Origin of the sequence: Bradyrhizobium sp. BRP23, from assembly GCF_020194135.1 — a bacterium.
GTDB classification, from domain to species: domain Bacteria; phylum Pseudomonadota; class Alphaproteobacteria; order Rhizobiales; family Xanthobacteraceae; genus Bradyrhizobium; species Bradyrhizobium yuanmingense.
Map to the genome: position 1 here is coordinate 460,762 of NZ_JADYVW010000002.1, position 18,001 is coordinate 478,762.

The following is an 18,001-nucleotide window of genomic DNA, read 5'->3' on the forward strand; positions in this document are numbered from 1 at the left end:
CCATGCGTAAATTGTTTTTTGCTTCCGTTGCCGTGTTCGCTCTGTCCTCCGCAGCTCAGGCCGCCAACACCTCCACCACGGTGCAGGTCGGCGTCGTGAACTCTTCGAGCGTTTCGCAGCAGGGCCTCACCAACTCTACCTCGTCGACCAGCCAGCTCGGCATCATCAACGGTGCGACGACGATGCAGGGCACCAGTGCTGCCTCGCTCAACAACGGCAGCACCGTGAACCAGATCGGCGTGCAGAACACGGCGGCCACCGGCCAGGTGGCGCTCGGCAACAACGGCAGCGCGATCACCCAGAACTCGTTCGGGCCTGCCGCGCTCCAGAACAACTCCGCCGCCGTCGGCCAGCTCAGCGTGTTCGGCATCAACGGCAGCACCGTCTCGCAGACGGCGAACTGAGGCACGGTTGGTTTAGGTCGGACGCACCCAGGTTGGTGCGTCCGGGCCACTCTCTAGAGCACCGCTACCGGGCAGGACGGTCAATTGCGACGCCGGCTCATTCTCGCGGAGGACAGGACATGCGGATCACCTATTTCATTGCAACTCTCGCAGCATTCGGTGCACTGACGGCAGCCGATGCCCGGGCCGGCAACTCGGCCAGCGTGCTGCAATTCGGCACGACCAACTCTTCGTTCATTTCGCAGAGCGGCGGCACCAGCAACAGCGCCACCACGATGCAGTTCGGCGCCACCAATGCCGCGACGACCTTGCAGACGGGCTCGCTGCTCACCGTCAACACCTCCGTGATCGGGCAGGGCGGCACCACTGCGACCGCAACCAATACCGCGCTGACCGGCCAGGTTGGCGGCTCCAATTCGAGCCTGATCGGCCAGATCGGCGCGAACAACACCGCCGGCGTCGGACAGCTCGGGATCCTGAACGGATCGACTGTCCTCCAGCAGGTTCCGTGAGCAGATCCGAAGTGGTGAGGCATGTCATGAAACGTCATCTCGGCGGCGCATGTGCCGCAACGCTCGCTCTATACCTGGCCGGCGCCCTTTCGGCGCAAGCGCAGACGGCCGACATCAAGACCATCGTGTCGGTCGGCGGGCCGCCCGTGGTGCTGAACCAGAACAGCCAGCTCAACATGGCGGGCGTGTTCATGATCGGGGGCACGACCAGCGCGACGGTCACCCAGAACGGCACCAACAACGCCACCGGCGTGCTGCAGTTCGGCGGAACGAATTCCGCATCGATCGGGCAGGCCGGCGTCAACAACTTCGCCTATGTCGGCCAGGCCGGCCAGTCGGCGACCAGCCTGATATCGCAGCTCGGCGCGATGAATGCGGGCACGGTGGCGCAGTTCGGCAAGTCAACGCCTCGACCATCGTCCAGACCGGTCCCTGACGCGCGAGCGATCTCGCCAGTGTCGACAACGAACGGGGAAGCGCGATGCGAGGTGGCAGACAGGTGCTGAGGCGGGCTTTGGCCCTGGCGGCGATGCTCGCCGCCGTCGGTGCGGCGACGCCGGCAAGCGCGGGGACCGTCCAGCGCAGCGTGACCAACCGGAACGTAAGCATCCAAACGGTCGTGCAGTTCGGCGACAATGTTCAGCCTGTCACGATCGAGGAGAACAGCCGCATCAACATCGCGCGGGTGATCCAGATCGGCGGGACCGGCACGGTGGACGCGACCATCATCCAGAACGGCACGCACAACTATGCCAATGTGATCCAGGTCGGCGGCACCACCAATGCGGCGATCGGTCAATCCGGGGTGAGCAACACCGCCGAGATCACCCAGATCGGCAATTCCACCAACGCGCTCCTGCTCCAGATCGGCGACATGAACACGGGAGCGGTGAGGCAGTTCGGGCGTTTCAACTGGCTGGCGATCTTCCAGTTCGGCCGATGATGGAGGTGTAACATGAAGCTGCTTCTGCTCGCATCCGGACTGGGATTCATGAGCGTGGTTGCAATGGCGCCGGCCGGCGCCGGCGACGGTCACACCACCGTGGTCCAGGACGAGAACGGCACGTCGGTGATCACGCAGAGCGGTGATCCGGCGGAGGCCGAGGTCACGATCGACAAGGAGCCCGGGCGCACGACGGTCACCCGCCGCAGCGGCGGCAACACCGCGATCGTGACACAGGGCAGCGCAAGCCCGCAGGACATGCTCGACTGGCTGCGCAAGCTGAAGGGCCACTGACGCGTGAAGCCATTGAAATAAGAGAGGAATTCCGGGCGTTCTGCCGCACCTTGTTCCCGGCTATTCGCGTGCCTTAACCAATAATTAATTATACGTTTGCGGGTGGGCGACAGCCCGGCCTAGCCTCCTTTCGGGGGGCCGCTATCGCGAAGCCAAACGAGTGTGGTGCGTATCATGATTGCCAGATCATATGGGGCGTTGTTCGCCTCGCTCAGCGCAGCTGCGCTGCTGCTTAGCTCCAGTGACAGTCCTGCCAGAGCTGCTGGCGCCACAGCGTCCGGCGTCGCCGCAGTTGCTGCCCCGCCGGCTGCGGCACGTCCGCCGATCGGGCCGGGCGCCAGGTTCCATCGCCGCAGCGCTCCCTGGGTCTATTGGCCGGGCGGCGGCAGCTACTTCTACGACGGCGCCGGCTACAGCCAGCCCTTCGCCGATGTGAACCAATCGCTCTCCGCCGATGTGCGCTACACCTACACCTATGATGTGCCCTGGGACTGGACGCATCGCTATCCGCCGAACGTCGTGCCGTCCAATCGGCCCTACGTGCCGAGCTGCCCGACGGAGCAGGTGACGGTGCCCGGCCGTGGCGGCAGCGAGCACACCGTCAACATCATGCGCTGCTATTGAGCTAGCCGAGTTCGAAGCTGGTGACGCCGAAGACGCGGTCGATGCGCAGCGGCGCGATCGGCCCCGTATACATCCGCGCCGTCTCGAACACCGGCTCGAGGCCGAGCTCCTCGGCGAGCGCGATCGCGACGGGATTGACGGCGGGGACGTCGAGGAAGACCTCGCCGGCGCCCGCGCTTCCGAGCAGCGCCTGCACGACTTGATCCGCGGCGGCGCGATCGTCGGCGACGAGCGGGCCGATCTTGTAGCCCGTCCGGCAGGTCCGGATCACACCCCATGCAGCGAGCCTGCCCTCGCGCAGCAACGCGCGGCCGACATGACCTCGCGTGTTGATCCAGGCGCGCAGGAAGGCGCTACGCGCGGCGGGGAATACACGGGCGTCATCGGCGTCCACCAGCGCAAACGGGACCTTGTCGAGCGCAACGACATCGGCAGACGGCTTGACGGATCCCGCAACGGTGCCGCCATAGCGGATATTGGCGTAAGCGAGCTGGAAACCCGACTTCTTGTAATTCTCCTGCTGCGCCACGACGCCGTCGAGGCCGATCACGCGCGCGCCTGCATGCGCGATCGCGGCATTCCAGATGCGCAGGCCATGGCCCGCGCCGCGAAAGCGCTCGCGCACGATGTAGAAGCCAAGGAAGGCGAAGCGGTCGTCGTAATTGACGCAGGAGACGGTCGCGACCGGCTCGCCGTCGATCTCGCCGACGAAGAAGCCTCGGGCATCGGGGATCGCGAAGCAGGCGGCATCCGCCAGCCCCGGATTCCAGCCCTCTGCAGCGGCCCAGTCGACGGCGAGGGCGATTTCGTCGGGGCGCAAATTGCGGATCTGCAGATCACTCATTTCAAGCGCCTCATGATGGATGTCTTCGGCCATGGACCTCCCGACGGGTCTGGCTGTAGAAGGCCTCATGATAGGCCGAGCCTGCGGCTCGCCTCAACTGAAGGGATCATCGGATCATGGCAGTAGAGAAGGTTGCGCTCGTCACCGCCGGCGGCAGCGGCATGGGGGCGGGGGCTGCGCGGCGGCTGGCGGCGGACGGGTTTGGCGTCGCGATCCTGTCGTCCTCGGGCAAGGGCGAGGCGCTGGCGGCCGAGCTCGGCGGGCTCGGCGTTACCGGCTCGAACCAGTCGAACGACGACCTGAAGCGCCTCGTCGAGGCTGCGATGGCGAAGTGGGGACGGATCGACGTTCTCGTCAACAGCGCGGGGCACGGGCCGCGTGCCCCCATCGCCGAGATCACCGACGAGCAGTGGCACACCGGCCTCGACACTTATCTCTTGAACGTGATCCGTCCGACCCGACTGGTGACGCCGCTGATGCAGGCGCAGAAGGGCGGCGCCATCATCAACATCTCGACCGCCTGGGCGTTCGAGCCCAGCGCGATGTTCCCGACCTCGGCGGTGTTCCGCGCAGGGCTCGCCGCCTTCACCAAGATCTTCACCGACGCTTACGCGGCCGACAATGTCCGCATGAACAACGTGCTGCCGGGCTGGATCGACAGCCTGCCGCAACAGGACGCGCGGCGCGACAGCGTGCCGATGAAGCGCTACGGCAAGGTCGAAGAGGTCGCGGCGACAATCTCGTTCCTGGCCTCCGACGGCGCCGCCTACATCACCGGCCAGAACATCCGCGTCGACGGCGGGCTGATGCGCTCGGTCTGAGCGGCGGCCTCAATGTGAGGCGATGAGCCGCGCCAGCTCCGGCAGGATCTTGTAGCGGGCGATCTCGTGCGGATACTCGCCGCGATTGGCCAGCAGGACGATGCCGATCCGCCGCGCCGGCACCAGGCCGATATAGCCGGAGGCGTTGTTGAGTCCGCCGGGCTTGTCGACGATGGTGACGCCTGGAACGCGCACGGTCTCCCAGGCCAGGCCCTGTCCGAATCTTTCGTCGACGCGGAAGGCCTCGCGCTGCGTCAGCCGCAACGCCTCGCGCAAATGCGGGTCGATCGCGCGGCCGTCGACGCAGGCGGCCGCGAAGGCGGCAAGGTCGCGGGCGGAGGCGAACATCTGGCCCGTGCCGGGAAAATCAAAGTAGCTCTGCTGGTTGCCGATCGGCCCGATCGCCATGCCCTGGTCGGAATAGCCCTGGACCACGCGCTGCATCGCCGCCGCGTCCATGACGGCGCGATGGTCCGGACCGCGCTCGGGGAGGAAGGTGGAGCCCATGGCGAGGGGGCGGAGAATGCGGTGCTGGATCAGCGCATGGATCGGCTTGCCGTAGCAACGCTCGAGCACGAGCTGAAGCAGCACATAGCCGGCATGGGTGTAGACGCGTTGCCGGCCAGGTGCGATGCCGGGTGCCGGCGTGAAGGCGTTCAGCAGGGCGATGAACTGCTCGCGCGTAAACTCTTCGTTCGGCCAGGGCGGATGGTCGGTCGGCAGCAGCAGGCCCGACGTGTGCGTCGCCAACTGGCCCACAGTGACGTTGCGGATGTAGTTGCCGCTCAGCTCGGGCAGGTATTTCGGCAGACGATCGTCGAGCCGCAGCTCGCCGCGCAGCACGCCGAGCGCCACGAGCGCGGCCTCGAACGGCTTTCGCAACGAGGCGAGGTTGAACAGCGTGTCGGGCGTCACCTTCCGTCCGGTCGCATCATCGGCGAACCCGTAGCTGAAGAACTCGATATGGCGGCCGGCATAGAGCGCTGCGGCGAGGCCGCCCGCATGGTCCGCCGTCGCGGTCGGCGCCAGCGCGCTGGCGACGATGTCGCGCATTTGCGCAATCATGTCGGAATCGGCCGAGGCGCGGCGCGGGCAAAGCGCCATCGCCATCGCAATGGACGCGGCCTGGGCGAAGCCTCGCCGGGTGATCGGGGATGAGATGACAACGGGCGGCACGTGCTCTGATCGATCATGCTGATGCGCCCCGGACATGGTTTAGCGAGAAGACCGCGAGGTCCCAATTCACGATTGCGCGTTGTGGGTTCCCGTCATTCCGGGCTGCGAAACTGAGCCGTCAGGCTAACAATTGTTGACGGCCGCGACCCCGGCGTGTATAGTTAGCTTCATGGCTAACCAATTATCCAATCTCGACCAGATATTCGCCGCGCTCGCCGATCCGACGCGGCGGGCGATCGTGATGCGGCTGTGCGCGGGCGAGGCGTCGGTCGGCGAGCTCGCCGATCCCTTCGACATGGCGCTGCCGAGCTTCATGAAGCACATCCACGTGCTCGAGACGAGCGGGCTCGTTCAGTCCGAGAAATCGGGACGCGTGCGCACCTGCCGTCTGAGCGCGGATGCGCTTGTCGGCGCCGAGGATTGGTTCCAGCAGCAGCGCGCGGTCTGGGAAGCGCGGCTCGACCGCTTCGAGGCCTATGTGATGAAGCTCAAGAAAGAAAGGGCGGCCGTCAAGCGGCCGTCCCGAACAACCAAACGGAAAGGTTCCTGACAATGACTGGTTCTGCCAACCCCGCTCTGTCGCAATGGTCGCTCGACCGCGAGATCGTGATGTCGCGCGTGATCGACGCGCCGCGCGATCTGGTGTTCGAGGCATGGTCCGACCCGAAGCATCTGCCGCAATGGTTCGGCCCGAAGGGCTTCAAGGTCGAGACCTTCGAGATCGACGTGCGCGTCGGCGGCGTCTGGCGCTTCAACATGATCGGGCCCGACGGTACGGTCTATCCGAACCGGATGCGCTTCCGCCGCATCGAGCGGCCGTCGCTGATGGAGATGGATCACGGTGCAGACCAGGATGACGATCCCCGCATGTTCCGCTTCACCGTCACCTTTGCCGAGCAGAGCAACGGCAAGACCGTGCTGATGATGCGGCAGCTGGCCTCGAGCACCGAGCAGCGCGATGGCATGATCGGTTTCGGCGCCGTCGAATACGGCTACCAGACGCTCGACAAGCTCGCGGCCTATGTGGCGGGCATGAAGCGGTGAAGGCAGCCCCGCCATTCCCGGGCCCTGAGATGGCGAGCCGGGAATGACGGCGTGCGCGAACGCATTCTGATCAAGCCGCCGTCGAAATGGCGGCTTGCCTCGTACAGGTCAGGTCAGCGCGTTGGTGACCGGCGGCTCCTGCATCTGCTCCACTTGCGCGGCGCTGTCGGGACGTGCGGGTCCAAGCACGGGCTCGTCGCCGAGCGGCTCGAAGGCGGGGCGGAAGCTGAATTCGCCGCGGCCGTCGAGCGAGGGACCTTCATTGTAGCGGCCCGGCTGGAGCGGCGCTCCGTTGCGCTCGGTACCCATGAACATGTAGCTGAACTCGGTCGCTTCCTTGCTCCGGTCGAAGCTGTTCGGAATCGGCAGCGCGGCATCTCCGCCCAGCTCCTCGATCACGGCGAGCCATTGCTGTTGATGCATGGTGTCGCGCGCGATCAGGTAGCTGAGCATGTCCTGCATGCCCGGATCGCTCGTGGAGTTGAAGAGGCGCACCGCCAGCGTTCGGCCGGTGGCTTCGGCGGCCACGTTGCAATACATGTCGGCAGCGAGATTGCCGCTGGCATAGATATGCGAGCAATCGAACGGGACACCGTCGGCATTGGCCGGGAAGGCCGCCATGCCCGTCGACAGGATATGCCGATGCAGCATGCCCTCGATCACGTGTCGCGGCCGCTCGCCGCCGGACATCACCGCGCCGACGATCGGATTGCCCTGCATGCTGCTCTCCTGCATCGTCGCCGGTGCATTTTCCAGGTTCAGGGCGACCGCGGTCGAAAGCATCTCGATGTGGCTGATCTCCTCGGTTGCGGTGTTGAGCAACACGTCGCGATATTTGGCCGGACCGCGCGCGCCCCAGGCCTGGAAGAAATATTGCAGGCAGACGCGGATCTCGCCCTCCACGCCGCCGATCGCCTGCTGCAGCTGGCGGGCGAAGATCGGATCGGGCTTCTCGACCCTGACCGGGTATTGCAGTCGCTTGTCGAAATAGTACATGCGCAACTCCTTTTTGTTCTGTCGTATTGGCGCAATGAAGCCCGTGGGGTTGCGTTCCTAATCATCTGCAATCGCAGTTCAGATCGCTTCGAAATTCGCGGACCGCAAAGCCGAAATTGACGCGGTCCCCCACCACCACTTCTATGCGCGTCGATGGGAAGGTACGGCGACCTCGTCGAACAACTCGGCCAGAGCATCGAGCGCAACGCGCATCGCCGGTCCTTGCATCGCCGCGCCATGGCCGGTCACGACGATCTCGGGAGCAAGCGCGGCAAGTTCGCGCACCGAGGTTTTTGCGCTGGCCCAATCCGGCGTGAAATACATCGGCGGCCCGTGCATCTCTGGCGTTTGCGTCATTGCCGCGTAAACTGACTCCTGCCGGGTGGTGATGAAGGCGTCGCCGGCGATCAGGACGCGGTCGCGCTCACGCCAGAGCGAGACATGACCGGGCGTGTGGCCGGGCGTCGGGATCCACCGCCAGTCTTGCATGAAGGGCACGCTGTGGTCCGAGGGCAGATCATAAAGGCGGGATGCGACGTTGACGGGTCTTGTCGGAAACAGCGGAGAGAGCAGGGCGAGCAAGCCGCCACCGACACTCGGATCGGCTGGCGGATAGGATTGCGTGCCGTCGAGATAGGGATGCTCGGCGTGATGCGCATAAACCGGGACGTCCCACTCGTTCGCCAGCGTCTCGAGCACACCGACGTGATCGAAATGAGCGTGTGTCATGATGATGCAGGCCGGGCGGCCGTGGCCGCCGAACCGAGCCTTGGCGGCGGAGCGAATCGCCGGTGCCGCTCCGGGGATGCCGGCGTCGACCAGTACCCAGTTGCCGTCGCCAGCACCTTCGCGGCCGACAAAGATCACGTTGACGATGGCAAGCTGCCGGTAAGCAACGTCGGCCACGATCTGTCGTGTGTTGTCGTTTCGCTCGAGGTCGAATTCGGGGTTTTCCGCCTCGGCCGCCGGGGAAAGAGGAATTTGCGTCTTGCCGGTCCGTGTCGACCCAGTCTGATGTGTCATCGTTCTATCGTGCCCATCCGCCGGATTTTCTTCTGGAGCAGCATCACGCCGTAGAGCAGCGCTTCCGCGGTCGGCGGGCAGCCGGGGACGTAGATGTCGACCGGCACCACGCGGTCGCAGCCGCGCACGACGGAATAGGAGTAATGGTAATAGCCGCCGCCGTTGGCGCAGGATCCCATCGAGATCACGTAACGCGGCTCGGGCATCTGGTCGTAGACCTTGCGGAAGGCCGGGGCCATCTTGTTGGTCAAGGTGCCTGCCACGATGATCACGTCGGATTGACGCGGTGAGGCCCGCGGCGCAAAGCCGAACCGCTCGGCGTCATAGCGCGGCATCGACATCTGCATCATCTCGACGGCGCAGCAGGCGAGTCCAAACGTCATCCACATCAGCGATCCCGTCCGCGCCCAGGTGATCAAATCCTCGGCGGTGGCGGTGAAGAAGCCCTTGTCCGCGAGGTCATCGCGGATCTGCATGAAATAGGGATCTGAGGCGTTGTCCGGCTGCCCCTGGCCCGGACGCGGCACCGGGAAATTGCTGGCGGGTGAAGGACTGTCGGTCATTAGATCATCATTGTCGCTGGGGTGAGGGCGCAACGTCGCGCTGTGACCACGCGCTGCTGTGAACGGCGGGGCGCAGCCGGCGTTCCCGCGGTCGAAGACCACGTTTGCGTTTGGCTATCGCAGGTTAGCGCTGGGTCCTTCGGCCGGAACAGGCAACGAAGACATGGTCTCTCCTGCGGCAATCAGCGGCCGTGTTAGGAACAATCGCCCGTGCTTCCCGGTTGCGCGAACGACGCCAGTCAAATGGAGAACAGGAAAATGGCCAATGCAGCCCGCGATACGTTCGTGGTGGGACTACGCAATGCGCATGCGATGGAAGTGCAGGCGCGAGAGTTGATGGAGCGCCAGTCGGAGCGGCTGGACGAATATCCCGAGGTCAAGGCGAAGATCACGGCGCACCTTCAGGAGACCAATGAGCAGCTGCGTCGCCTCGAAAAGTGCCTGGAAGCCTGTGGCGAGAGCACGTCGAGCCTGAAGGATACGGCGCAGTCGGTGATGGCCAACATGATGGCCATGGCGCATTCGGTTGCCGGCGACGAGATTCTGAAGAACACTTTCGCGAACAACGCCTTCGAGAATTTCGAGATCGCCGCCTACAAGTCGCTGCTCGCGCTGTGCGGCGCGGCCGGCATGCCGGAGGCGAAGGAGCCGCTCGAGACGTCTCTGAAGGAGGAGCAGCGCATGGCGGCCTGGATCGATTCCAATGTCGAGAAGGTCACCATGGAGTACCTCACGCATCAGCGCCAGGCCGCGTAGTTCTTCGCGTTCCTCGCTGACAGCGAACCACCGGCGCGCCCCGCGGCCGGTGGTTTTTTCGCGCCGCCGGGTTCCCTGCCATCTGCGCGTGAGCCTAGGAACGATCGCTGCGATCAGGCTTTGGCAGTGATGACGCACATCATCTTCAGCGATTACCGCAATCCCGCGGCGGAGCAGGCCTACGAGATCGCCTGGGACTTTCTTACGCGAACGGGCGCCATCAGCGACGAATTCGACGCCTGCGTGTTCCTGGCGCAGCGCATCACCGTGATGGTCGAGGAGGGACACACGAATCGGATCCGCATGGCCAACCGCGCGATCTCCGAATACCAGCGCCATGCCGCGGAACGCGACGATCTCATCCGTGGCGGCGGCCGTTACGCCGAAAGGCGTTGAGCGCCGGCGAAGCGGGTTCACTCCCTGGCTTCGTCCGTGACGATGTCGCCGAGCTTCTGCCAGCGCTGGCCGTCGAACTGCACCATCTGGAACTGCTTGTTGACGCGATAGTCCGTCGGCGTGGTCGTGACCGAGATCCCCGGGAGCGTCAGGTCGAGCTCGACGTTCTTGAGGTTGGCCGCCTGTCGCATCACGTTCTCGCGGGTCAGATCGTCGCCGCATTGCTTCAGCACTTGCACCAGGAGCTGCGCGGTGATGTAGCCGTAGACGTTCAGGTTCGAATCCTTGTCGCCCTCAGGATAGTACTTGGCCATGAAGGCGAGGTAGCGCTTCATGCCCGGGTCGTCCTTCCATTCGGGATCCGCGGCATCCTTGACGTATCCGACGCTGATGATGCCCTTGGAATTGTCGAGCCCGGCGGGCTTGAGCACGGCGCTGAGCGAGGAGGCGTTGATGTCGATGATGTGCAGCGCCTTCCAGCCGATCTCGGCGACCTTCTTGATGGCCTGCGCGGCCTGCTTCGGCGTGGTCGCGCTGAACAGCACGTCGGCGCCCGCATCCTTCAACCGCAGGATCTGCGAGTCGATCGTCGGCTCGTTGATCTCGTAGGAGGTCTCGGCGACGACCATGCTCGCCTTGTTGCCGAGGCCCGCCTTGAGGCCGGCGAGATAATCCTTGCCGAGATCGTCGTTCTGGTAGAGCACGCCGATTTTGGCGTTCGGATGGTTCTTCAGGAGGTATTGCGCATAGATCCGGCCCTCGACGAGGTAAGAGGGGTTGAAGCCCATGGTCCAGGGGAAGTTCTTTGGATCGGTGAAGCGTGCGGCGCCGGTGGCGGCGAAGAGCTGCGGGATCTTCTTGGCGTTGAGATATTTCTGCACGGCGACGTTCGGGGCGGTGCCGATGATCTGGAAGGTCAAAAGCACTTCGTCGCTTTCGACGAGCTTGCGGACCTGCTCCACCGTCTTCGGCGGCGAATAGGCATCGTCATACTGGATCAGCTCGACCTTGCGGCCGTTCACGCCGCCCTGGTCGTTGATCATCCTCAGATAGGCGGCCTGGGTCTTGCCGATCACCGCGTAGGCCGAGGCCGGGCCGCTGAGCGGCACGGTCTGGCCCACCTTGATCGCGGTGTCGGACGCGCCGGGATCGTATTTCTTTTGTGCCTGCGCTGCCGCGACCGAGAGGAGAAGGGCGGAGGTGGCGATGAATTTGGTGACGACGTTTTTCATGTCGGTTTCCTCCAGCAATCCTCATTCGCCCTTGAGGCCGGCGTCGCGGATCAGCTTGGTCCATTTCTGCGTTTCGGCGTCGATGAACTTGCTGAACTCGGCGGCGGTGCCTGGGCGCACTTCGAGGCCCTGCGCGGTCAGCTTGTCCTTGATCGCAGGCTCGGCGAGCGCCCGCAGAACCTCGGCCTGGAATTTGTCCACGATGGCGCGCGGCGTCGTGGACGGCACCATGAAGCCGTACCAGCCGGCCGCAGCCACATTGGGAAAGCCCTGCTCGCGCAGCGTCGGTGCCTGCGGATACAGCGCGCTGCGCTCGGCCGAGGCGACGCCGAGCACGGTGAACTTGCCGCTCTGGATGTAGGGCAAGGCCGTCGGCAGCGCGGTCAGTGTGGCGTCGACGCGTCCGGCGAGCAGCTCGGTGTAGGAGGCCGCATCGCCCCGGAACGGGATGTTCAAACCCTTGACGCCGGCGTCGCGGAACAGGAGCTCTCCGGCAAGATGCGGCTGCGAGCCGGCGCCTGGGGAGGCGAAGGTGAGGCCGTCGGGCTTGGATTTGCCGTAGGCGATCAGGTCGGGAAGCGTCTTGAACGGCGCGTCGGCGCTGATGATGAGGAACAGCGGCGCGATCACCACCATCGCCACCGGCGCCAGATCCTTGCGCTCATAGGTCAGCTTGCCGAACAGCGCCTCGGCGGTGGCGTAGGGCGCCGCGACATAGAGGATGGTGTAGCCGTCGCCCGGCGCATGGGCGACCATGTCGTTGGCGATGCGCGTGCCGGCGCCCGGCTTGTTCTCGACAATAAACTGCTGACGCAGGCTGCGGCCGAACTCTTCGGCGAGCAGACGCAGCGAGATGTCGTTGGACCCGCCGGGCCCGTAAGGCGAGATCAGACGGACCATGCGCGAGGGCCAGGCGTCCTCGGCATGTGCCCTCATGCCTGAGCCGGCCGCGAGCCCGCCCGCGATCGTGCCCAGCAGAGCTCGCCGCGTCACCTTGAACGATGCCACTGTTGTCTTCCTCCCTGTATTTGTTTCTCTTTTATCTGCCGCTCTTACGACCTCAGATCACCTTTCGTTGGGTGAGCTGCTCGATCCTGGCGTCCGAGAGCCCGAGCCAATCCCGGTAGACCTCGTCATTGTCCTGGCCGACGTCGCCCGCGGCATGGCGCAGGCGCGCGGGATCGACGGTGAAACGCGGCACGACATTGGTCATGGCGACCGTGCCGAAATCCCGGTCGGCAACGCGCGTGATCACCTCGCGCGCCTTCACCTGCGGGTCGTCGGCGATCTGATCTATCGAATAGATCGGGGCGAGCGTTCCCTGCGGGGCGTTGAAGCTCGCGAGGACCTCGTCGAGGGGGTGCGCGGCGCACCAGGCCGCAAAGATGTCGTTGAGCTCGGCGGCGTGCTGGACGCGCTGCTCATTGCCGGCAAAGCGCGGATCCGCGATCAGATCGGGGCGGCCGATCGCCCGGCAGTTCGCTGCAAAGAGCGCGTTGGTCGAACCTGCGAGCGTGACCCAGTGACCGTCGCGGGTGCGAAACACCGCGGCCGGTGCTGAATAACCATTGGCGTTGCCGATGCGGCTGCGAACGGTGCCGAGCTGGTCGTGCTCGATGGCGAGGACGTCGAGCAGGCGGAAGGTGGCTTCGGTCAGCGCGAGATCGATCTCCTCGCCCGGCGCATCCGGGTCGCGCGCCCGCTTCCACAGCGCTGCCAGCACGCCGACGGCGCCGAACAGGCCGCCGATCGAATCCCCGATCGGGTATCCGGGATGGGTCGGTTCGCCGCCGCTCTCGCCGGTGATGTAAGTCAGTCCGCCCATGGCCTCGAAGATGCGGGCGAAGCCGGGGCGCTCCCGATAGGGACCATCCTGCCCGAAGGCGGTGGCGCGCAGAATCACGAGACGCGGCTGGATCGACCACAGCACCTCCTTGGGAAGCCCCCAGCGATCCAGCGTTCCCGGACGAAAATTCTCGATCAGCACGTCGAAGCGTGGAAGCAGCTGCTTGAACAGCGCAAGCCCTTCCGGCGTGCGCAGATCGAGCGTGGCAAACTTCTTGTTGCGGTTGGCGGCCTTCCACCACAGCGGCTTGCCGTTCTTGAACGGCGGAAACGACCGCACGCCGTCGCCGTGCCCGGGCATCTCGATCTTGAGCACGTCCGCGCCGTAGTCGGCCAGCAGCGTGGCGGCGAACGGCGCGGCGATGATCGTCGCGATGTCGAGAACCTTCAATCCTTCGAGCGGTCCAGCCATATCATGTTCCGGCGCTTGTGATTTTCTTGGTTTTGCGCGGCGGCGGCTTGAGCTCGGCCTGCCCGACCATGGCCCGGATGCTATCGGCGAGCGCCGCGATGCGCGGACCGATTTCGCCCTCGAGCTGCCCGGGCTGCAGCCGGAAGGCGGGGATGCCGCAATTGATCGAGAATGATTGTTTCGCTTCGCCGATATGAAACAGCGGCGCGGCGACGGCATGGATCGAGGCCATGTACTCGCCCCAGCAGGTGCAGAAGCCGCGGCTTTTGCATTGCGCGATGCCGGCGCGGTATTTGTCGCGGAGCGCCGACCACAATCCGGCATCCTCGGCGGCGAGATTGCGTTCCAGCCGGTCTGCATCGGCCGGCGGCAAGGTCGCCGCCGCGGCGCGGCCCATGGCGGTCATCACGACGGGAATGGGCATGCCGATGTCGGGCACGTGCGGGCCGACATCGCCGGAGCGCGCGGTCTCGACATAGATCATCGACGTCGCATCGAGCAGGCCGATCGACACCGTGCCGCGGACGCTGTGCGCCAGCTCCTGCATCATCGGCCGCGCAACTTGGCGGAATTGCATTCCAGCGAGCAGGGGATGCGCCATCCGCAGCGCCCGTGCACCGACGCGGTACTTCGACCGCTCGGCGTCGTAGCGGAGATAGCCGAGCTCGGCCAAGGTATGGGTCAGCCTCGCCACCGTCGGGCGCGGGATGCCGGTCAGCGTCGACAGCTCCATGTTGCCCAGCAGCGTGCTCCCGGCCTTGAACGCCTCGAGCACGACGAGCCCCTTGGCCAGAGTGGTGGCGAAAGCGGCGTCATCCGCGCTCTCGGCCAGCACGGCTGCGGCAGAGGAGAGCGGGCGCTGCGGCTTGGGTGAGTCAGTCGGAGCCATCCCCGAATATCAGACGGACGGATTTCAAATGTCCAATAGATTCGCCATCCATGGGAAAATTGTCCGATATGTGGACACTCGGCTCAGCGCTTCTTGCGCCTTCCGGGCACCGCTGGAACGACCGGGCACACAGATTTTTGTCGTGATTGCCTGTCGTTCCGTGACAGGATTATTACGACGACGTGTCAGATCGATAATTTTTGCGGAGCGGTTCATGTTGCAGTGGCAGGCGCGGTCAAATCCCCTGGCGTGGTGGTGGGGATCCCTCACGCTTGTGAGCAGCGCCAATATCCTCGTCTGGTTCATGCTCTATCGTGAGTTCTATCCGACGCCTTCGGCCAGCCTCGGTGGCGGCTCGGACATCGGGCTGATGTTCCTGCTGTGCGCCGGCTATGTGTTCGGCTGCGCCTTCCGTTCGGTGCTGCCGCGCGCCGACGTGCAGCGCATCTGCCTGTTCGACACCTGGCTCTCCAGCGTCGCCGTCGGCCGGACGGTGGCGACGGTGGCCGAGCTCTGCTTCGCCGCGCAATGGGCCATCATCCTGCATCAGCTCGGCAAGATGACGGGCGCGGAGACCGCGGTGAACATCGCGCTCGTGATCGTGCCGATCATAATCATCGCGGAATGCTTCTCCTGGTACGCGGTGGTGACGACCAACTTCCTCTACAACGCGATCGAGAATTCGCTGTGGGCTGTGACCTTCTTCCTGGCCGGCATCGCGCTGTGCCGCCTGATGCCGGAATTCCAGGGCGTGGTGCGCTGGGCGCTGATGTCAGGCATCGTCGGCATCGCCTGCTTCCTCGCCTTCCTCATCACCGTCGATGTGCCGATGTATCTCAGCCGCTGGCGGGCAGGGCATGAAGAGGGCAACACATTCCTCGGCTTCCTCGAAGGACTGCATGACGTCTCGACGCGCTGGGTGGTGACCCATGACATCGCGCACTGGAAGGGCGAGCTGACCTGGATGTTCCTGTATTTCAGCGCCGCGGTGTGGTCGAGCCTCGCGCTCTGCGCGCTCTACGCGATGGAAGGCTATCTGACGCGCTATCTCGCCTGACGGTCAGATTCCAACTTGACGCGTTCTCTGAAGCGAAGCGGTATCCACTTCGCTTCAGAGGCTTTATTTGCCGACCAGGCTGCATTTGCTGCGATCGAGCGGGCGGAAGGCCTGGTCGGGCGGGATCGTCGCGACCAGCTTGACGAAGTCCCACGGGCCCTTGGATTCCTCCGGTGTCTTGACCTGCACCAGATAGAGATCGTGCACCATGCGTTGGTCCTCGCGAATGCGGCCGTTGGGGGTGTAGGCGTCCGACACCGGCGTCGCCTTCATTTTGGCCATCACGACGGCGCCCTCATCGGAACCGGTGTCCTTCACGGCCTGCAGATAGTGGCGCACGGCGGAATAGACGCCGGCCTGAATCTGCGAGGGCATCGCCTTGCGGCGAGCATAGAACGCATCGGAGAATTTCCGGGCTGCCGGCGAGACATCCTCGAAGAAGGAGGTGACGATGAGATCACCGCGCGTCGCTTTGAGCCCAACCGCCTCGATGTCGACGTTCTGGAACGACATCGGCACGATCTTCATGCCTTGGCTGGCGAGGCCGAACTCCTCGGCCTGCTTGATCGCGGTCGCGTTGTCGCCGGCAACGTTGATGGCCAGGATCTTGGCGCCCGACGACTGCGCCTGGAGCAGGAATGAGCTGTAATCGGGCGTGCCGAGCTGCGCCTTGACGCTGCCGGCGACCTTGCCGCCGAGTGCGGCGATGCGCTCGCGTGCGGTCACCTCGATCGAATGGCCGAAGGCGTAGTCGCCGGTGATGAAGAACCAGGGCTCCTTGCTGGTCTGCATGATGCCCGAGACCACGGCGGTCGCGGTGGAATAGGCGTCCTGGGTCCATTGCACGCTGGTTGGCGCGCACGCTTCATCGGTCAGCTGGTTCGCGCCGGCGCCGGAGATGAGGAATATCTTGCCGTTGCCGCGCACCAGCTCCTGCACCGCCAGCGCTGCGCCGGAGCTGCCGCCATCGGCGACGGCCTGGACCCCGTCGCTGAACCATTTTCGCGCCAGCGATGCGGCGAGATCCGGCTTGTTCTGGTGATCGGCCTGCAAGATCTCGATCGGCTTGCCGTCGATCTTGCCGCCGAACTCCTCGGCGGCCATTCGCGCCGCTTCGACCGAGCCCGGACCCATGGCGGTCGCGAACACGCCGTTCATGTCGGTGAGGACGCCGATGCGGATGGCCTCGCCCTTGATCTCGGCCCGCGCGGGGAGGGGCGCGAGCGCAAGTGCGATCAGGAGGGTGGCGGCGGAGGTGGTGCGGGTCGTGCCCATGGCGTTTCCTTGATGTTATCGTTGATTGATCGATGTTGACGGTCAGGCCTGTTCGGCGATCACCGAGTTGCGCAAGGTGCCGATGCCGGAAATCTCGACCTCGACGGTGTCGCCGGGGCGCATCCACAGCGGCGGCGTGCGCTTGGCGCCGACACCGCCCGGCGTGCCCGTGACGATGACGTCGCCGGGCACGAGCGGGCAGATGGTGGAGATGTAGGCGATCAGCTCGGGGATGGCGGTGATCAGGAGATCCGTCGTGGTGTCCTGCACGACATTGCCGTTCAGCCTTGTCTGCAAGGTGAGCTTTGACGGATCCGGAATCTCGTCGGTCGTCACCAGCCACGGACCGAAACTGCCGCTCTCGGCAAAGGTCTTGCCGGCGAGGAATTGGCTGGTGTGGCGCTGCCAGTCGCGGATGCTGCCCTCGTTGTAGCAGGAATAGCCGGCGACGTGGTCGAGCGCGCGGCCGGGGGGAATGTGACGGCCCGCCGTGCCGATGACGAGCGCGAGCTCGCCTTCATAGTCGAAGTCGTCGCTCACCCCAGGTTTGACGATGGGCTGGAGATGGCCGACCTGGCTACAGGCAAAGCGCGCAAACAGCGCCGGCTTTTCGGTGACGGTGCGGCCGGTCTCGGCGACGTGGTCGCGATAGTTGAGGCCGACGCAGATGATCTTGCCGGGATCGGGAATCACGGGCGCGAAGTTGATCTTGTCGAGCGGATGATCAGGGGCCGCGGAGGCGGCCAGCCTTGCCGCCTCGGCGAGCTGACCGGCTTCGAGCAGCTCCCGCAGCGTGGTGCACGCCGCCATCCGCGCGCCGAGATCGACGACGCCGTTGTCCTTGACGGCGCCGAAGGAGGGGCGTCCGTCCACACTGAATGAGAGCAGCTTCATG

General features: G+C 65.0%; 23 protein-coding genes. 12 read left to right on the forward strand and 11 right to left on the reverse strand.

Annotation, left to right across the window (positions count from 1 at the left end):
- The first annotated feature begins 2 nt into the window (after window positions 1–2).
- From I6F24_RS06635 to I6F24_RS06660, 6 genes are all read left to right on the forward strand, one after another.
- The gene (locus I6F24_RS06635; RefSeq protein WP_036029057.1) at window positions 3–404 is read left to right on the forward strand and encodes a hypothetical protein; all 402 of its coding nucleotides are present in this window, start codon (window positions 3–5) and stop codon (window positions 402–404) included.
- A 119-nt stretch (window positions 405–523) separates the two neighbouring features.
- Window positions 524–916, forward strand: a complete 393-nt coding sequence (locus I6F24_RS06640) for a curlin (RefSeq protein WP_036029059.1) — start codon at window positions 524–526, stop codon at window positions 914–916.
- Window positions 917–942: 26 nt separating this feature from the next.
- Window positions 943–1,422: a curlin gene (locus I6F24_RS06645; protein WP_225151438.1), complete on the forward strand. Its 480-nt coding sequence runs from the start codon at window positions 943–945 to the stop codon at window positions 1,420–1,422.
- Window positions 1,398–1,859 (forward strand): minor curlin subunit, encoded by a 462-nt coding sequence (locus tag I6F24_RS06650; RefSeq protein WP_036029066.1) that lies wholly within the window; start codon window positions 1,398–1,400, stop codon window positions 1,857–1,859. Before I6F24_RS06645 ends, I6F24_RS06650 begins: the two co-directional genes overlap by 25 nt.
- Before the next feature lie 12 nt (window positions 1,860–1,871).
- On the forward strand, window positions 1,872–2,153 hold the full coding sequence (locus I6F24_RS06655) for a hypothetical protein (protein ID WP_225151440.1): 282 nt from the start codon (window positions 1,872–1,874) through the stop codon (window positions 2,151–2,153).
- Between the two features lie 174 nt (window positions 2,154–2,327).
- Window positions 2,328–2,777: a hypothetical protein gene (locus I6F24_RS06660; protein WP_036013475.1), complete on the forward strand. Its 450-nt coding sequence runs from the start codon at window positions 2,328–2,330 to the stop codon at window positions 2,775–2,777.
- Window position 2,778: 1 nt separating this feature from the next.
- On the opposite strand, the gene I6F24_RS06665 is transcribed toward I6F24_RS06660, so the two are convergent.
- Window positions 2,779–3,621, reverse strand: coding sequence for a GNAT family N-acetyltransferase (locus I6F24_RS06665; RefSeq protein ID WP_225151532.1), 843 nt, complete (start codon window positions 3,619–3,621; stop codon window positions 2,779–2,781).
- 116 nt (window positions 3,622–3,737) lie between these two features.
- Between I6F24_RS06665 and I6F24_RS06670 the strand changes: the two genes are divergently transcribed.
- The gene (locus I6F24_RS06670; protein ID WP_036029068.1) at window positions 3,738–4,442 is read left to right on the forward strand and encodes an SDR family oxidoreductase; all 705 of its coding nucleotides are present in this window, start codon (window positions 3,738–3,740) and stop codon (window positions 4,440–4,442) included.
- Window positions 4,443–4,451: 9 nt separating this feature from the next.
- On the opposite strand, the gene I6F24_RS06675 is transcribed toward I6F24_RS06670, so the two are convergent.
- Entirely contained in the window at window positions 4,452–5,507 is a 1,056-nt protein-coding gene (locus I6F24_RS06675) for a serine hydrolase (RefSeq protein ID WP_225151534.1), read from the reverse strand.
- 280 nt (window positions 5,508–5,787) lie between these two features.
- On the opposite strand from I6F24_RS06675, the gene I6F24_RS06680 reads away from it, so the two are divergent.
- Both I6F24_RS06680 and I6F24_RS06685 read left to right on the forward strand, forming a co-directional pair.
- The gene (locus I6F24_RS06680; protein WP_225151443.1) at window positions 5,788–6,168 is read left to right on the forward strand and encodes a metalloregulator ArsR/SmtB family transcription factor; all 381 of its coding nucleotides are present in this window, start codon (window positions 5,788–5,790) and stop codon (window positions 6,166–6,168) included.
- A gap of 2 nt (window positions 6,169–6,170) precedes the next feature.
- The gene (locus I6F24_RS06685; RefSeq protein ID WP_225151445.1) at window positions 6,171–6,662 is read left to right on the forward strand and encodes an SRPBCC family protein; all 492 of its coding nucleotides are present in this window, start codon (window positions 6,171–6,173) and stop codon (window positions 6,660–6,662) included.
- A gap of 108 nt (window positions 6,663–6,770) precedes the next feature.
- On the opposite strand, the gene I6F24_RS06690 is transcribed toward I6F24_RS06685, so the two are convergent.
- From I6F24_RS06690 to I6F24_RS06700, 3 genes are all read right to left on the reverse strand, one after another.
- A complete protein-coding gene (locus tag I6F24_RS06690) occupies window positions 6,771–7,658 on the reverse strand; it encodes a manganese catalase family protein (protein WP_057029680.1) in 888 nt (295 codons plus the stop codon).
- A 141-nt stretch (window positions 7,659–7,799) separates the two neighbouring features.
- On the reverse strand, window positions 7,800–8,681 hold the full coding sequence (locus tag I6F24_RS06695) for an MBL fold metallo-hydrolase (RefSeq protein ID WP_225124948.1): 882 nt from the start codon (window positions 8,679–8,681) through the stop codon (window positions 7,800–7,802).
- Window positions 8,678–9,244 (reverse strand): NADH-quinone oxidoreductase subunit B, encoded by a 567-nt coding sequence (locus I6F24_RS06700; protein WP_225124950.1) that lies wholly within the window; start codon window positions 9,242–9,244, stop codon window positions 8,678–8,680. The genes I6F24_RS06695 and I6F24_RS06700 overlap by 4 nt, the downstream gene beginning before the upstream one ends.
- 258 nt (window positions 9,245–9,502) lie before the next feature.
- On the opposite strand from I6F24_RS06700, the gene I6F24_RS06705 reads away from it, so the two are divergent.
- Both I6F24_RS06705 and I6F24_RS06710 read left to right on the forward strand, forming a co-directional pair.
- Window positions 9,503–10,000: a ferritin-like domain-containing protein gene (locus I6F24_RS06705; RefSeq protein ID WP_036013491.1), complete on the forward strand. Its 498-nt coding sequence runs from the start codon at window positions 9,503–9,505 to the stop codon at window positions 9,998–10,000.
- 129 nt (window positions 10,001–10,129) lie between these two features.
- Window positions 10,130–10,396 (forward strand): hypothetical protein, encoded by a 267-nt coding sequence (locus I6F24_RS06710; protein ID WP_081493004.1) that lies wholly within the window; start codon window positions 10,130–10,132, stop codon window positions 10,394–10,396.
- 17 nt (window positions 10,397–10,413) lie between these two features.
- On the opposite strand, the gene I6F24_RS06715 is transcribed toward I6F24_RS06710, so the two are convergent.
- From I6F24_RS06715 to I6F24_RS06730, 4 genes are read right to left on the reverse strand one after another with little or no spacing between them, the layout of a single operon-like run.
- Complete coding sequence (locus I6F24_RS06715) at window positions 10,414–11,628, reverse strand: ABC transporter substrate-binding protein (RefSeq protein WP_225151447.1); 1,215 nt, start codon at window positions 11,626–11,628, stop codon at window positions 10,414–10,416.
- A gap of 21 nt (window positions 11,629–11,649) precedes the next feature.
- On the reverse strand, window positions 11,650–12,636 hold the full coding sequence (locus tag I6F24_RS06720; protein ID WP_036013495.1) for a tripartite tricarboxylate transporter substrate binding protein: 987 nt from the start codon (window positions 12,634–12,636) through the stop codon (window positions 11,650–11,652).
- Window positions 12,637–12,688: 52 nt separating this feature from the next.
- Complete coding sequence (locus tag I6F24_RS06725) at window positions 12,689–13,885, reverse strand: CaiB/BaiF CoA-transferase family protein (RefSeq protein WP_225151449.1); 1,197 nt, start codon at window positions 13,883–13,885, stop codon at window positions 12,689–12,691.
- A gap of 1 nt (window position 13,886) precedes the next feature.
- A complete protein-coding gene (locus tag I6F24_RS06730; RefSeq protein WP_036029094.1) occupies window positions 13,887–14,774 on the reverse strand; it encodes an IclR family transcriptional regulator in 888 nt (295 codons plus the stop codon).
- A gap of 214 nt (window positions 14,775–14,988) precedes the next feature.
- On the opposite strand from I6F24_RS06730, the gene I6F24_RS06735 reads away from it, so the two are divergent.
- On the forward strand, window positions 14,989–15,831 hold the full coding sequence (locus I6F24_RS06735; protein WP_036013504.1) for a hypothetical protein: 843 nt from the start codon (window positions 14,989–14,991) through the stop codon (window positions 15,829–15,831).
- A gap of 63 nt (window positions 15,832–15,894) precedes the next feature.
- Here I6F24_RS06735 and I6F24_RS06740 read toward each other — a convergent pair whose 3' ends face one another.
- Both I6F24_RS06740 and I6F24_RS06745 read right to left on the reverse strand, forming a co-directional pair.
- Entirely contained in the window at window positions 15,895–17,106 is a 1,212-nt protein-coding gene (locus I6F24_RS06740) for an ABC transporter substrate-binding protein (protein WP_225147644.1), read from the reverse strand.
- A 42-nt stretch (window positions 17,107–17,148) separates the two neighbouring features.
- Entirely contained in the window at window positions 17,149–18,000 is an 852-nt protein-coding gene (locus I6F24_RS06745; RefSeq protein WP_225147643.1) for a fumarylacetoacetate hydrolase family protein, read from the reverse strand.
- Window position 18,001 lies beyond the last annotated feature (1 nt).

Excerpts from the sequence above, each read along its gene's own strand:
- I6F24_RS06680 (WP_225151443.1), top strand. The coding sequence starts at position 5,788 with ATGGCTAACCAATTATCCAATCTCGACCAGATATTCGCCGCGCTCGCC.
- I6F24_RS06745 (WP_225147643.1), bottom strand. The coding sequence starts at position 18,000 with ATGAAGCTGCTCTCATTCAGTGTGGACGGACGCCCCTCCTTCGGCGCC.
- I6F24_RS06715 (WP_225151447.1), bottom strand. The coding sequence starts at position 11,628 with ATGAAAAACGTCGTCACCAAATTCATCGCCACCTCCGCCCTTCTCCTC.
- I6F24_RS06735 (WP_036013504.1), top strand. The coding sequence starts at position 14,989 with ATGTTGCAGTGGCAGGCGCGGTCAAATCCCCTGGCGTGGTGGTGGGGA.
- I6F24_RS06730 (WP_036029094.1), bottom strand. The coding sequence starts at position 14,774 with ATGGCTCCGACTGACTCACCCAAGCCGCAGCGCCCGCTCTCCTCTGCC.
- I6F24_RS06695 (WP_225124948.1), bottom strand. The coding sequence starts at position 8,681 with ATGACACATCAGACTGGGTCGACACGGACCGGCAAGACGCAAATTCCT.
- I6F24_RS06690 (WP_057029680.1), bottom strand. The coding sequence starts at position 7,658 with ATGTACTATTTCGACAAGCGACTGCAATACCCGGTCAGGGTCGAGAAG.
- I6F24_RS06740 (WP_225147644.1), bottom strand. The coding sequence starts at position 17,106 with ATGGGCACGACCCGCACCACCTCCGCCGCCACCCTCCTGATCGCACTT.
- I6F24_RS06645 (WP_225151438.1), top strand. The coding sequence starts at position 943 with ATGAAACGTCATCTCGGCGGCGCATGTGCCGCAACGCTCGCTCTATAC.
- I6F24_RS06685 (WP_225151445.1), top strand. The coding sequence starts at position 6,171 with ATGACTGGTTCTGCCAACCCCGCTCTGTCGCAATGGTCGCTCGACCGC.
- I6F24_RS06660 (WP_036013475.1), top strand. The coding sequence starts at position 2,328 with ATGATTGCCAGATCATATGGGGCGTTGTTCGCCTCGCTCAGCGCAGCT.
- I6F24_RS06670 (WP_036029068.1), top strand. The coding sequence starts at position 3,738 with ATGGCAGTAGAGAAGGTTGCGCTCGTCACCGCCGGCGGCAGCGGCATG.
- I6F24_RS06675 (WP_225151534.1), bottom strand. The coding sequence starts at position 5,507 with ATGATTGCGCAAATGCGCGACATCGTCGCCAGCGCGCTGGCGCCGACC.
- I6F24_RS06635 (WP_036029057.1), top strand. The coding sequence starts at position 3 with ATGCGTAAATTGTTTTTTGCTTCCGTTGCCGTGTTCGCTCTGTCCTCC.
- I6F24_RS06640 (WP_036029059.1), top strand. The coding sequence starts at position 524 with ATGCGGATCACCTATTTCATTGCAACTCTCGCAGCATTCGGTGCACTG.
- I6F24_RS06650 (WP_036029066.1), top strand. The coding sequence starts at position 1,398 with ATGCGAGGTGGCAGACAGGTGCTGAGGCGGGCTTTGGCCCTGGCGGCG.
- I6F24_RS06700 (WP_225124950.1), bottom strand. The coding sequence starts at position 9,244 with ATGACCGACAGTCCTTCACCCGCCAGCAATTTCCCGGTGCCGCGTCCG.
- I6F24_RS06655 (WP_225151440.1), top strand. The coding sequence starts at position 1,872 with ATGAAGCTGCTTCTGCTCGCATCCGGACTGGGATTCATGAGCGTGGTT.
- I6F24_RS06705 (WP_036013491.1), top strand. The coding sequence starts at position 9,503 with ATGGCCAATGCAGCCCGCGATACGTTCGTGGTGGGACTACGCAATGCG.
- I6F24_RS06665 (WP_225151532.1), bottom strand. The coding sequence starts at position 3,621 with ATGAGTGATCTGCAGATCCGCAATTTGCGCCCCGACGAAATCGCCCTC.
- I6F24_RS06710 (WP_081493004.1), top strand. The coding sequence starts at position 10,130 with ATGACGCACATCATCTTCAGCGATTACCGCAATCCCGCGGCGGAGCAG.
- I6F24_RS06725 (WP_225151449.1), bottom strand. The coding sequence starts at position 13,885 with ATGGCTGGACCGCTCGAAGGATTGAAGGTTCTCGACATCGCGACGATC.